The sequence below is a fragment of the Pontibacter ramchanderi genome (assembly GCF_002846395.1).
Lineage (GTDB): Bacteria > Bacteroidota > Bacteroidia > Cytophagales > Hymenobacteraceae > Pontibacter > Pontibacter ramchanderi.
This window is the reverse complement of record NZ_PJMU01000002.1, coordinates 1,074,375-1,086,228: the sequence shown is the minus strand read 5'-3', so window position 1 is coordinate 1,086,228 and position 11,854 is coordinate 1,074,375. Positions and strand designations below refer to the sequence as shown.

Below are 11,854 nucleotides of genomic sequence, written 5' to 3'. Positions count from 1 at the left end.
ATGCCCTCTAAGCAAATTTTATTGCTTAAAAATTTTTGCACCTATTTATTTGAGCCAATAATTTCTATCTCTCTCATAAATGTATATCGCTAATTTTAAATGGGTTACATACTAATATATAGATACAGGTATACCTGTTTTAAATATGTGTCTCTTGGTCGGCATGAATATAAGACGATGATAGTACCCATAAGCCCAAAAACAGGAAAGGGCTGCAGTTTCCTGCAGCCCTTTCCTGTTTTAAATAATTAATCCCCTTAACGCTTCATGAGTTTAAAGGTATGCTTCGTGTTATTATCAAGCACATATAGCACATACATCCCTTTAGTCGTGATACCGCGCATATCCACTGTAATGGAGTTGCCGGAGGTTTCTTCAGTGCGCTGTTGAAGCACTTTGCCCATCGCATCCACTAGGACTACCTGTACATTGCGAGCTTCTGTGCCGTTAAGTGTTACAACTACGGCGTCATCGAATGGGTTTGGATAAGCTGAGGCGGTGGCATTTTCAGCGTTCAAGGTAACGGCTCTGATGGGTGAGAAGGAAGTCGTGCCATCAAAGTCGACCTGCTTCAAACGATAGTAACGTGTACCAGACACTGCTTTAGTATCCAGGAAGTTGTAGTCCTGACGCAGTGAAGTGGTTCCTACTTTACTTTCCACAAAACCAATTGCTGTGAAGTCTCTGGCGTTTGTAGAAACCTGCACCTCAAATCCTTTGTTTTCCAGTTCAGAAGCCGTCGCCCATGTTAAGTTCACTCCTTTGGTATGACGCTGCGCTTTAAAGGACACGAGCTCTACAGGAAGAGGAGTGATAGGCAGGTCGTCGATATAAAAGGAATTTGCCTCAAAACCCTCGATACCTAAATTGCCAAGACTAGTAAAGCAAGCTACGCTAGGATTTCTCACGCGAATTGCAACTCTGAACCCATCAATGTTCCCTGGCATCTGATCAATAGTCCAATCCCTACTTGTCGGTCCTTTTATCCAAGAAGTTGATCCCGTTTCGTTTTTGAACCATTGAATAGCTTCGATTTCGGCTTCTGGCACATTTGTCATGAATTTGAAAACTGCTAGCTTATCTATTTCTAAATTATCTGGCTCAATTATATTTCCTGTAGCAGTATTATTGCCTGATGCCTGAACCGATAGGTTTGAGGTATATGTGTTACAAATATTTGAAACTGTTACTGATATTCTGCCTCGGTAAGTGGAAGTGGGATAGTTTACCGTAATTTGGCTTGTTCCTGCACCAGCAGTTATAGTTGCACCAGAGGAACCTGCATCTGGAGTTAAGACCCACGAATATGTTGCACCAGAGATAGCAGGAACACGGTAGGTAACACCTGTCGTCCCTTGGCATACCGCTGCTTGACCCATGATTGCGCTTACTTCTGGTATAGGTGTGACCGTTATTGTAACTTGGGCCGTAGCATTACTCTCGCATCTTGTGGCAATATTTACTTTTCTGATATTATAAACATAGTTTACAGGGGCAGTTCCAGCTATAAATTCAGGTGTTATGTAAGAGGTGCCCTCGCCCAAGTAATCGCCAGCTGCGCTATACCATATATAACTCATTCCTGGCTCTACTATAGGCTCTATTTTAACCGAACCATTACCACATTGATTTATAGACATTGCAGTTGGATTGCTCGGATTTGGGTTGTTATCAGGCACATTGATGTCTGTTCGTGCTTGACAAGATCCAGATCCAGCAATTACTACATAATAATCACCATATTCTTTATTTGTTTGACGCACAAATGTTGCGCCTTCTGTTACTAGTGCCCCTGCAGCGGTATACCATCTATAGGTTTCATTAAGCCCAGCTCCGCTGGCAGTAAAAGTGATCGTTTGGTTACCATTTACACATTTAGCATCCGATGTCACTGTTGGAGGTATAGGGTTGCCAATTCGTGCAAGCACAGCTACTTTTTGGCTTGCGCAACCTAAAGAGCTAACTTTTGCAACATAAAAAGTAGTACTTCTAGTTAGGTGCTCAGTTCTATAATTTGCTGTTATTGCAGTAGAAATAGGATTTTGGTTTTCATCATACCATTGGTACCTTTCCGTTCCAGAAGCTCCTTCTGCTTTCAAATCAAGAGATGTTGGGGTACAGCTACCAGACCCAATTGCTATTGGTGCAGTTGGCGCACAAGAACCAGTTATAGACAAGTTATCAATCGTTAAGGCTGAATTGTTGCCCCTTTGCGCACTAGTCAATTTTAAGGCAAGAAATTGCTGTTCTACAGAAGAACTTGGAGCCACAAATTGAATTGTGTAACGCACTAAGTTTGTGGCAACACCCTTGGCAACGGTAACGCTGCCACCAAAAGGAGCACCGATGAAATTATTATTTGATACCCCGGTACTATTTGCAAATAGTTGTACAACACCAGCCGAAGCTTGTGCATTATCATAAGCCACAGCATCAAAACTTACTATGTATGTATAACCTGCCTTAATGTCAAATTTTCTGTTATTTATCATCACGTACCCTTCATAACTATCATTTTGACCAGTTCCACCAGTAATTCGTAATTGGCTATTTACAATATTTAAGCTGCCATCACTCCTCAAAGCAGTACTGAAGTCTGAGCTTTGGTTAAAGTTATTGTTATAAGGTATCATATCTTCATTCTGCCCAAAACTCTTCCCACTCACCAGCAGGAAAAAGCCTATTAATAGCGTCATAAAAATTTTACTTACCGCAGCTGTTCCCTGAGCTTTGGTAGTTAGCCGCTGGGGGAAGGCGGCATAGGTTGGATTGTAGATGTGTTTCATAACAAATGCATAAAAAATTAGAAGATTCAGGTTGGTGGCTTGTTAGAAAGCCTCAGGTTTAGGCAAAGCAATTCCCTATATACTTTTTACAGCATTTTTTAGCACTCATATTGGTAAATGCTAACGGCACAAGCACAAAGAGCTCTCTACAGCAATTGGAGTTGTAACCTCACCTGCAGAATAGCGCTTTAGCTGTTAAAATATTAGGAAGAATTATTTTGCCGCTTATATAAATAAGTCTAAATGATTATTAATATAAAGCAATATTAATTATAGGGATGGTAATTTCAATACAATTATTATTATTTTTTTTATTCAAATATTCAAAATTGTACTGTTATTCAACAAACTTATTACTTAATATTATCTATTTTAGATTTAATTAAATAATACCAAACTGCTTATAATCAACTCTTTCTGCGGACAGGATAGGGCCGGTCTAAATTGCACTGAATATTCAATAAATTAGTGTCTAAATCCAAAGCTACCAGGTTGCCATAAGTGGCGTTTTTGTAGTAGACGCAGCCTGCATCCAGGTTAATTCTGGCGTCCTGGTGTGCAACACTTTTCTTTATGGCATGGAGGGCAGTAGGGGTATGGCCGTGCAGAAGTCTCTTGTTATGAAGTCGCTCCCAGTCCACTTCGTAGTGCCTGATGTTAAGCATAGCTTCTTTGTCGCGGAAAAGATCGTCCTGATGGAAGTCAAAGCCGGCATGCACCAAAAAGTAGTCCGGTAAATCAAAGTAGAAGGGAAGCGCGTCTATAAAGCTGGCGTAGGTAGGAGGGAGCTTTTTAAAGTCGCGCATACCGAAGTTATGCAGTACCATCGCCTTTTCCTGCTCGGATAGGTTTAGTGCTGACTCTCCTTTGGAGGCGGCTTTGAGTAGCATCTGGTCATGGTTACCGCGGAGACAGTATACCTGACAATGCTGCTTCTGCAGGTGTATGATAAAGTCCAATACGCCTTTGCTGTCAGGCCCTTTGTTTACGTAGTCGCCCAGCAGGTATAGCTCGTCTGTTTTCTTTAGTTGCAGCTGCTCTAACACAAGTGTTTTAAAGGTGCGGGAGCAGCCGTGTATGTCACTGATCGCGTATCGGGCCATGGCGGGATGCGTCTGGTCTACTGAGGTGTTCTGATTTGGCTAAAAAAATAGCACCTGTTGCAAAAGCAGGTGCTATTTTTCTCAGCAGTTTCTCTGATTAGTTATACTTGTTGTTGTCTAAGCCCGGCTTGTTATGGTTGCGGTTCGGGTTGTTTACGCGCACGTTAGCCCCAGTCTCGTCCGCATCATCCACGGTATACTTATTCTCCAGGTCTTCGTGCTCCGCCCTTGTGCTGTTTGGATCAACTGGCTTGCCGCCAGCCTTGTCCTGGCCCTTGCCAGTCGGATTTCCTGAGTTTTCTCCCCCAGGCTGGGTATGCTTATATGATGGCATAATGTGTCCTCCTTGTTTTAAGTTAAAAATAAAAGGCCAGCTACCGCAGGCTATACCTGAGCGCAGCTATACCTTGTGCAAAGTTCAATGAAATGGATCAGGTGCCGCGCCCTTCGTCTTCGGTGCGCATGTTGTCGGGTGGCGGTGTGCCGTCATCGGCATAGTCGTTGACACCCGTGGCGGACGGCCCCTCAGAAGCAGTGTCGCTGCCGAAGCCCTCTTTGCCGTCGCGGTTGCCGAAGCCGCCGCGCTGGTGCTCGTTCTTGGGCGGATCCGCGCCCGGTATGATATGCCCTGCACGGAACTCCTGATCTGTCGTGTCGTCTTCAATCACGCGTACTGGTCTGTTTCTGGCAGCCTCGCTGTGCTGCGATTCGCCGGCGTGTTTATCGTTCTCTTTGTTTTCCATAGTTCAAGTCATTTTCATGCTCCCCTCGGGAGCGCTATACCTGTTTTTACTCCATTTCGGTCGCTATGGTTTAGCCTGCTTAGCTGCCCACCTGTTCGCCACCGTTCACATGGATCACCTGCCCGGTAATATAAGACCCATCCGCTGAGGCGAGCAGCACATAGGCCGGCGCCACTTCCGATGGCTGCCCTGGGCGCCCTAGCGGCACGTCCTGCCCAAATTCTTTTACTTTCTTCTTATCAAAAGAGGCAGGTATAAGGGGCGTCCAGATCGGGCCGGGGGCCACGGCATTTACCCGGATTTTCTTTTCGGCCAGGTTTGCTGAAAGTGAACGGGTAAAGGCTGTAATGGCTCCTTTGGTAGAGGCGTAGTCCATGAGGTGGTCGCTGCCACGGTAGGAGGTAACGGATGTGGAGTTGACGATCGCGCTTCCTTCCTTCATGTGCTCCAGGGCGGCTTTGGTCATGTAGAACATCGAGAAGATGTTGGTCTGGTAAGTACGTTGCAGCTGCTCTTTAGAAATGTCTTTCAAGTCGGACTGCTCGTGTTGCTCGGCGGCGTTGTTTACGAGTATGTCCAGCCCTCCTAGTTCCTTCACGGCCTGCTTCACGGCCTTCTGGCAAAAGGCTTCGTCTCCAATATCGCCGGAGATAAGCACGCCTTTGCGGCCTTCTTTTTCGATCAGTGCAAGCGTGTCTTTGGCATCTTTGTCTTCGTTCAGGTATACGATGGCAACGTCGGCGCCCTCGCGGGCAAAATGCACGGCCACGGCACGGCCAATGCCGCTGTCGCCACCCGTAATCAGGGCTCTTTTGCCTTTTAGTTTATCGCTGCCTTTGTAGTTTTCGCGTATGTACTCGGGCTGTGGCGTCATCTTATGCTCTTTGCCGGGTTGCACTTCCTGCTCCTGGGCGGGCACTTGTTTTGGTTTGTTTGCCATAGTTTTCATAGTTTTAGTGTGGTATACCTATACGCCTGCGTTTTTGGCCTAGTTACCGCAGCCCTATACCTTGTAGGTAGCCGGCCTTTGACACCCAAACTTACAGCACTGATTTATGTGGAAAGAAACAGACAATAAAATCACCCGAAGCTTTCAGTTCAAGGATTTTAGAGCGGCCATGGCTTTTATGAACCAGGTGGCCGATATAGCAGAGGAGCTGGACCATCACCCGTGGTGGAGCAATGTGTACAACAAAGTAGAGATCGAATTGACCACGCACGATGCCGGCAACACCGTAACAGCCAAAGACCTGGAACTGGCCCGCCGCATCGACGAGCTTTACGACAACCTGATGGTGTAAGGCAACGGAGGCCTGAACTCTGAAATAGAAGCTATGCGGCTCGCGGTGCACCTAGCCCTGTATAATCCGACATTTAAGTAATACCTTTGCTGTATGCAGGAACCTGAAAAAACCAATCTATACCTGGTGCCAACGCCCATTGGCAACCTCGAGGATATTACGCTGCGGGCCATTCGCGTTCTCAAGGAAGTGGATGTGATTCTGGCCGAGGACACGCGCACCAGCGGCAAGCTGCTGCAGCACCTGGGTATAGAGAAGCGCATGCACAGCCACCACCTGCACAACGAGCACAAAGCCAGCGCCCACCTAGTAGAGCGCATGCAGGCCGGCGAGGTGATGGCCCTGATTTCAGATGCAGGCACGCCTGGCATCTCCGACCCTGGTTTTCTGTTGGTGCGCGAGTGCCTCAAAGCGAATCTGAAAGTCGAGTGCCTCCCTGGAGCTACGGCTTTTGTGCCTGCGCTTGTCAAGTCAGGCTTCAGCACCGATCGCTTTACGTTCGAAGGCTTCTTACCCCTGAAAAAGGGCCGTCAAACACGCCTGATCAGCCTGGCAGAGGAGGAGCGCACCATGATTTTCTATGAGTCGCCGCATCGCCTGGTCAAAACGCTCACGCAGTTCAAAGAGTATTTCGGGGGCGAGCGCATGGTATCTGTTTCACGTGAAATCTCGAAGATGTTTGAGGAGACTGTGAACGGTACGCTCGACGAGTTGCTGGAGCTTTACAAAACCAAGGCCATTAAAGGCGAGTTCGTGGTGGTGGTTGCCGGAAAGTAAAGCGGTATTACTACTGCGTTTATACCTGTGCCGGGAAGAACCCAAACCCTAGAACCCAGCTTGCCTGGTGAGCTGGATCTGGAGATACTATTAGGAACGAATACTACATGCGAAAATCGTGTTACCTGCTATGAGTGTCGTGATACGCAAGTCGCAATACAGAAATAACCATGAAGCTATACTTTAAAAAGCTTTCACTTATCTTCACCTTGTTGTTGCTTTTTGCCACACAGGCACAAGCGCAGTTCGAAGGTACCCGACTGTCGCCGGAGGCTAAGATCAGCCTGATCACCTGCTCCCCGGGCGATGAACTTTACGCCATTTTCGGGCACAGCGCCGTGCGCGTCAACGATCCCGCCACAGGTATGGACATCGTGTTCAATTACGGCACTTTCGACTTCAACGAGCCAGGCTTCTACATCAAGTTCATACGGGGCAAGCTCAACTACAAGCTCTCCATCGCCTACTTCCAGGATTTCGCCTACAGCTATACCCTTGACAACCGCTCTATTTATGAGCAGGAGATGAACTTTACCGAAGCGCAAAAACAGCAATACTGGCAGTTTCTCACCAACAACTACCTGCCCCAAAACCGCTTTTACCTCTACGACTTCTTCTTCGACAACTGCGCCACCCGCATCCGCGACGGTATAGAAGCCACTTTCCCGAACCAAGTTACGTTCAACATCAATCACCTGGACCAGGACATGAGTTTCCGCAACCTCATCGACCTATACCTGCCACCGCAGCCCTGGTCCGATTTCGGCATCGACCTGGCCCTTGGCGCACCCATCGACCAAAAAGCCACGCCCTACGAGTACATGTTCCTGCCAGATTACCTTTCGGAGGGATTTGGAAGTGCCACCATTCAGCAGGACGGTAAACAGGTGCCCCTGGTAGGTGAGCCAACCGTTATCTTCCAGAACAGTCCGCCGCCTGCCTCAGCTGGTGGCCCGTTTACCCCAGTGCTGGTGTGGTGGCTGTTCTTTGGGGCAGTGGCCTTTATCACATTCCTCGACTACAAGCGCCGCAAACGCAGCCGTACATTTGATGTGTTCCTATTCCTGATCACGGGTCTGCTGGGCGTGCTGTTGTTTTTACTCTGGTTTGCCACCGATCACCAGGCGGCTGCCAATAACTACAACCTGCTCTGGGCACTGCCTACGCACGTTGTAGCAGCTGCTTTCCTGGCCAGGCCGGTGCTGCCGGGTTGGCTACAGAAATACATGCTGGCAACGGCTGCGCTGGCTTTGATTACCCTATTGCTATGGTTCGTGTGGCCGCAGCAACTGCATAACGCTGTTTTCCCGATTGCCTTAGCCCTGTTGACAAGAGCCGCGTATACGGTTTGGGCTGCCAGACAGTTAACGGTTACCAGCAACTCGAATCTTAAAATTAAAGAGCGCATATGAACTTGCAGCAACTTTGCCAGAACGCCAACATCATCGTCAAAAGAGTAGGGGCCTTTATCAAGCACGAAGCAGCCAGCTTCGACAGGGGCAGGGTAGAACTGAAAGGATTCAACAACCTGGTGTCTTATGTAGACAAGGAAGCGGAAAAGCAGCTGGTAGAAGCCCTGCGCGAACTTTTCCCGGAAGCGGGCTTCATTACAGAAGAAGAAACCGACAACACCCGCGGCGAGCGCTTCAACTGGATCATCGACCCGCTCGATGGCACTACCAATTTCACCCACGGCCTGCCGCTCTACTCTGTGAGCGTGGCTTTGCTCGACGGCGACGAAGTAGTGCTGGGCATCGTGTATGAGATCAACAAAGACGAATGCTTTTATGCCACGAAGGGTCATGGCGCGTTCTTAAACGACAGCCCTATTCAGGTATCGGCAGCAGAAGGGTTGAAAGATTCGCTCATTGCCACCGGCTTCCCTTATTATGAATTTGGTCTCACGCAGCAGTACCTGCAGGTGCTGGGCGCTTTTATGGGAAAATCGCATGGCGTGCGGCGCCTGGGCTCTGCCGCCTTGGACCTGGCCTATGTGGCGGTGGGTCGTTTTGAGGGCTTCTTTGAGTTTAACCTGAACGCCTGGGATGTGGCGGGCGGTGCCATTATTGTGCAGGAGGCCGGCGGCCATGTCTCGAAATTTACGGCTGGCGGCGATTATGTTTTTGGTCGGGAGATCGTGGCTAGCAACGGTAAGATCCATCACGAGATGCTCGACACGATTGCCGAGCACTGGAAAGAGCAACTCCCTTAGGCTATATGCCAAAAGAGGTTTAGACAAAGGACAAAAGAACTTTAAAATAGGGTCTTTTCGCCTTCAGGTCTAAAATCAAAAATAGCCTCTAAACTTTTTGTATCTTTGTGCAGTTGATAAGAGCGTATGGTACAGAACATCATCATCTTCCTGATATTCGCGGTGGCGGTGGCCTACATGGGCTGGGTGATCTACCGCAGCTTCATGCCCAACAAAAACGCCGGTTGCGCCAAAGGCTGCGGCAGCTGCTCAGCCATCGATTTCAGCAAGATCCAGAAAGAGCTCGACAAAAAAGCTGTTTAGCTTTTCCCGCCTTGTTTCGGTAGCTCCAGCCCATAGGCTTGTGCCGGTTTCCTGTTCCATTAGGTATAGCGCTATACCTGTTATTTTGCAGCGAAACTTACCAAGGCTGTGCAGAGCGGCGGAGGCGCCTTCCGAATAATTCCAGACCCATTTTCATATCCAAAGCCCGATTTTGCGTATAGTTCTATACTTAATCAGAACATCCCTTAAAACTATACGCTATGCAAGATAAAGTAGAAGAAAGAAGCCTGGTCAATGTGCTCAACCGCCTCCGCAAAGAGGGCTATACCTACGATTTTAAAGTATCGGGCGAAGGCAAGCTGTGCACCATGGAGGACAAGCATACCTTCGGGCCAGATCAGATTCGCATTGTAGACTTTTACCGCTTCGAGGGCGAAAGCAACCCCGATGACATGTCGATACTTTATGCAGTGGAAACCAGCACTGGTCTGAGAGGAACCATCTCCAACTCTTACGGGCCTTATGCCGACGCCAAAGTAGACGATTTCCTTAAACAGGTAGAAGACCTGGGCAAAAACCTCGATAAAAGAGATAAATAAAAGAGAAAGGGCCGGTTGTCGGCCCTTTCTCTTTTATACCTTCCCCCGCTATACCTACTCCTCCGATTTCACTTGCCCGTCTTTCCTCTGCTGAAATTGCTCCAACTGCTCGCTGAGCTTCTCGCCTCCTTTTATACCAAAGTCCAGGGTACGGATCGGGAACGGGATCATGATGTCGTTTGCATCAAAAGCCTTTTTGATCTTAATGATCGCATCGCTTTTGGCTGACACAAAATCTATCTGACGCGAATAATTGATCCAGAACCGTACTTTGAAGTTAATGGAGCTGTCTCCGAACGAATCATACATCACTTCAATGTCCCGTGTTTTTACGCGGTTCTTCACCTCCTGCAGGGCTTCTATCGCCACTTGCTGTACCCGCTCCAGGTCCTCGGCATACGACACGCCTACCTCTATGTCGAGGCGCCGTGTACCGTTGCTCGAGAAGTTAGTCACCGGGTTTTCAAATACCATCTTATTGGGCAGCTTCACGAGTTCGCCCGAGGGTTGCCTTACATCCAGGGTGCGCAGCGATACCCGCTCAATCACGCCAAAATAGTCGTTGGTCTCTATCATATCGCCCACGCCGAAGGGTTTTTGCACGGCAATGATGATACCCGAGATAAAGTTGGCGGCAATATCCTGAAAGGCGAAACCCAAGGCCAGACCGATGATACCCACACCGGCAAGCAATGAGATCACGACCTTGTCAAGCTGCAGCACGCTGAGCACGAAGAAAAAGCCCACAGCCAGCAAGGCGATGTATAAAATAGTGGATATCAAATTGTTAAGGGCTGCGCTATGCGATATACGCCCAATCACTTTGTCGAGCCCGTTGCGGATAAAGCGGGCAACCACGAAGGTAATGATCATGAGTATAATCGCTACCACAATGTTGGGCAGCATCAAAACCAAATGCTCTCCCCATGTTTCCAGCTTCCCCAGCAGAAGCTCAACAGCTTTGTTAATGTCGTTCATATAAATGAGGTATCGTTTCTTAGTTTACCGGGCTTTGGCATCAGGCCCAAACCCGTGTGCCTTCCGTGCAGTTGCGGCACATCTCTATTTTCTCCCTCGACTGTAACAGGCTTTTCCGGAATTGGTTATAACCCGGGCTGCGCCATACCTGCCGGAAGCTTTGCACTTTCACGTCGCCCATGCGGTATTCGGCGTCCTTGTCGAAGCAGCAGGGCACAACCAGGCCATCCCAGGTAATCACACATGAGTGCCACATCTTCCAGCACTGGTTGAGCAGCTTGTTTTTGATGGAAAAGCTGCCGTCGCCGTTGTTTCTATACCTGGAGTAGTAGTCGATGGTAGGTATAAGTGGGGAGCCCTGCTCGTAGTCATAGATCTGGGCTGTTTTGAAGACAACCTCATCCACGCCCAGTTCGTCGGCCAGTGCCTGCACTTCCGATAGCTGGTGCTCGTTGGGGCGCACCACCAGAAACTGGAACATGATGTGCGGCGTCCGCGACTTGAGCTCTTTCTTCCATTTCACGACCTGCCGCGTGCCTTCCAGCACCTTATCGAGCTTGCCGCCCACCCGGTAGGCGGCGTAAGTTTCCTGCGTGGTACCGTCAATCGACACAATCAGGCGGTCCAGGCCCGACTCCACGGTTTTGCGGGCAGTTTCGCTGTCGAGGAAGTGAGCGTTGGTGGAGGTGGCGGTATAGATGCCCCGGTCTGATGTGTACTTCACCAGCTCCAGAAACTGTTTGTGCAGGTAGGGTTCGCCCTGAAAGTAAAAGATCAGGTATAGCAGGCGCTTGTGCAGCTGGTCGATGGTGCTCTTGAAAAGGTCGGCCTGCAGCATACCCGTAGGGCGCGTAAATGATCGGAGCCCGCTGGGGCACTCGGGGCAGCGCAGGTTGCAGGAGGTAGTGGGCTCAAACGAGATACTGACCGGGTCGCCCCAATGCACCGCCTTGCGCGACATGCGTGCATACCAATAGCTGCCTGCCACCTGCAGGGCATTGAGCAGGCGCAGCGGCGTTACTTTCGACAGAAAATTGAGCTTGTCAGTCAGGTGAAGCTTCATGTACAGGTATGCAAAAGAAAGGGCAGCC

The 11,854-nt window shown here is 49.0% G+C and carries 13 protein-coding genes; 6 read left to right on the top strand and 7 right to left on the bottom strand.

Annotated features, from left to right (window positions below; genetic code table 11):
* Positions 1-257 precede the first annotated feature (257 nt).
* From BD749_RS19605 to BD749_RS11765, 5 genes are all read right to left on the bottom strand, one after another.
* Entirely contained in the window at positions 258-2,786 is a 2,529-nt protein-coding gene (locus BD749_RS19605; protein WP_245869079.1) for an Ig-like domain-containing protein, read from the bottom strand.
* Positions 2,787-3,193: 407 nt separating this feature from the next.
* Complete coding sequence (locus BD749_RS11780) at positions 3,194-3,889, bottom strand: metallophosphoesterase family protein (RefSeq protein WP_101444521.1); 696 nt, start codon at positions 3,887-3,889, stop codon at positions 3,194-3,196.
* A 97-nt stretch (positions 3,890-3,986) separates the two neighbouring features.
* Complete coding sequence (locus BD749_RS11775) at positions 3,987-4,223, bottom strand: hypothetical protein (RefSeq protein ID WP_101444520.1); 237 nt, start codon at positions 4,221-4,223, stop codon at positions 3,987-3,989.
* 97 nt (positions 4,224-4,320) lie between these two features.
* On the bottom strand, positions 4,321-4,632 hold the full coding sequence (locus BD749_RS11770; protein ID WP_101444519.1) for a hypothetical protein: 312 nt from the start codon (positions 4,630-4,632) through the stop codon (positions 4,321-4,323).
* Positions 4,633-4,711: 79 nt separating this feature from the next.
* On the bottom strand, positions 4,712-5,581 hold the full coding sequence (locus BD749_RS11765; RefSeq protein ID WP_218972547.1) for an SDR family oxidoreductase: 870 nt from the start codon (positions 5,579-5,581) through the stop codon (positions 4,712-4,714).
* 106 nt (positions 5,582-5,687) lie between these two features.
* On the opposite strand from BD749_RS11765, the gene BD749_RS11760 reads away from it, so the two are divergent.
* The 6 genes from BD749_RS11760 (at position 5,688) to BD749_RS11735 (ending at position 9,785) form a co-directional block, all read left to right on the top strand.
* Positions 5,688-5,933 (top strand): 4a-hydroxytetrahydrobiopterin dehydratase, encoded by a 246-nt coding sequence (locus BD749_RS11760; protein ID WP_101444518.1) that lies wholly within the window; start codon positions 5,688-5,690, stop codon positions 5,931-5,933.
* Positions 5,934-6,026: 93 nt separating this feature from the next.
* Positions 6,027-6,710, top strand: a complete 684-nt coding sequence (rsmI, locus tag BD749_RS11755; protein WP_101444517.1) for a 16S rRNA (cytidine(1402)-2'-O)-methyltransferase — start codon at positions 6,027-6,029, stop codon at positions 6,708-6,710.
* 170 nt (positions 6,711-6,880) lie between these two features.
* Positions 6,881-8,122, top strand: a complete 1,242-nt coding sequence (locus BD749_RS11750; RefSeq protein WP_101444516.1) for an Lnb N-terminal periplasmic domain-containing protein — start codon at positions 6,881-6,883, stop codon at positions 8,120-8,122.
* Entirely contained in the window at positions 8,119-8,922 is an 804-nt protein-coding gene (locus tag BD749_RS11745; protein WP_101444515.1) for an inositol monophosphatase family protein, read from the top strand. The genes BD749_RS11750 and BD749_RS11745 overlap by 4 nt, the downstream gene beginning before the upstream one ends.
* Before the next feature lie 126 nt (positions 8,923-9,048).
* Entirely contained in the window at positions 9,049-9,225 is a 177-nt protein-coding gene (locus tag BD749_RS11740; RefSeq protein WP_101444514.1) for a FeoB-associated Cys-rich membrane protein, read from the top strand.
* A gap of 221 nt (positions 9,226-9,446) precedes the next feature.
* Complete coding sequence (locus BD749_RS11735) at positions 9,447-9,785, top strand: hypothetical protein (RefSeq protein WP_101444513.1); 339 nt, start codon at positions 9,447-9,449, stop codon at positions 9,783-9,785.
* A 54-nt stretch (positions 9,786-9,839) separates the two neighbouring features.
* On the opposite strand, the gene BD749_RS11730 is transcribed toward BD749_RS11735, so the two are convergent.
* Positions 9,840-10,763, bottom strand: a complete 924-nt coding sequence (locus BD749_RS11730; RefSeq protein ID WP_101444512.1) for a mechanosensitive ion channel family protein — start codon at positions 10,761-10,763, stop codon at positions 9,840-9,842.
* Positions 10,764-10,803: 40 nt separating this feature from the next.
* Positions 10,804-11,826: an SPASM domain-containing protein gene (locus BD749_RS11725; protein WP_101444511.1), complete on the bottom strand. Its 1,023-nt coding sequence runs from the start codon at positions 11,824-11,826 to the stop codon at positions 10,804-10,806.
* Between the last annotated feature and the right edge of the window lie 28 nt (positions 11,827-11,854).

Bases quoted from the DNA above. Each gene is read 5' to 3' on its own strand.
- BD749_RS19605 (WP_245869079.1), bottom strand. From the start codon at position 2,786: ATGAAACACATCTACAATCCAACCTATGCCGCCTTCCCCCAGCGGCTA.
- BD749_RS11780 (WP_101444521.1), bottom strand. From the start codon at position 3,889: ATGGCCCGATACGCGATCAGTGACATACACGGCTGCTCCCGCACCTTT.
- BD749_RS11775 (WP_101444520.1), bottom strand. From the start codon at position 4,223: ATGCCATCATATAAGCATACCCAGCCTGGGGGAGAAAACTCAGGAAAT.
- BD749_RS11770 (WP_101444519.1), bottom strand. From the start codon at position 4,632: ATGGAAAACAAAGAGAACGATAAACACGCCGGCGAATCGCAGCACAGC.
- BD749_RS11765 (WP_218972547.1), bottom strand. From the start codon at position 5,581: ATGAAAACTATGGCAAACAAACCAAAACAAGTGCCCGCCCAGGAGCAG.
- BD749_RS11760 (WP_101444518.1), top strand. From the start codon at position 5,688: ATGTGGAAAGAAACAGACAATAAAATCACCCGAAGCTTTCAGTTCAAG.
- rsmI (WP_101444517.1), top strand. From the start codon at position 6,027: ATGCAGGAACCTGAAAAAACCAATCTATACCTGGTGCCAACGCCCATT.
- BD749_RS11750 (WP_101444516.1), top strand. From the start codon at position 6,881: ATGAAGCTATACTTTAAAAAGCTTTCACTTATCTTCACCTTGTTGTTG.
- BD749_RS11745 (WP_101444515.1), top strand. From the start codon at position 8,119: ATGAACTTGCAGCAACTTTGCCAGAACGCCAACATCATCGTCAAAAGA.
- BD749_RS11740 (WP_101444514.1), top strand. From the start codon at position 9,049: ATGGTACAGAACATCATCATCTTCCTGATATTCGCGGTGGCGGTGGCC.
- BD749_RS11735 (WP_101444513.1), top strand. From the start codon at position 9,447: ATGCAAGATAAAGTAGAAGAAAGAAGCCTGGTCAATGTGCTCAACCGC.
- BD749_RS11730 (WP_101444512.1), bottom strand. From the start codon at position 10,763: ATGAACGACATTAACAAAGCTGTTGAGCTTCTGCTGGGGAAGCTGGAA.
- BD749_RS11725 (WP_101444511.1), bottom strand. From the start codon at position 11,826: ATGAAGCTTCACCTGACTGACAAGCTCAATTTTCTGTCGAAAGTAACG.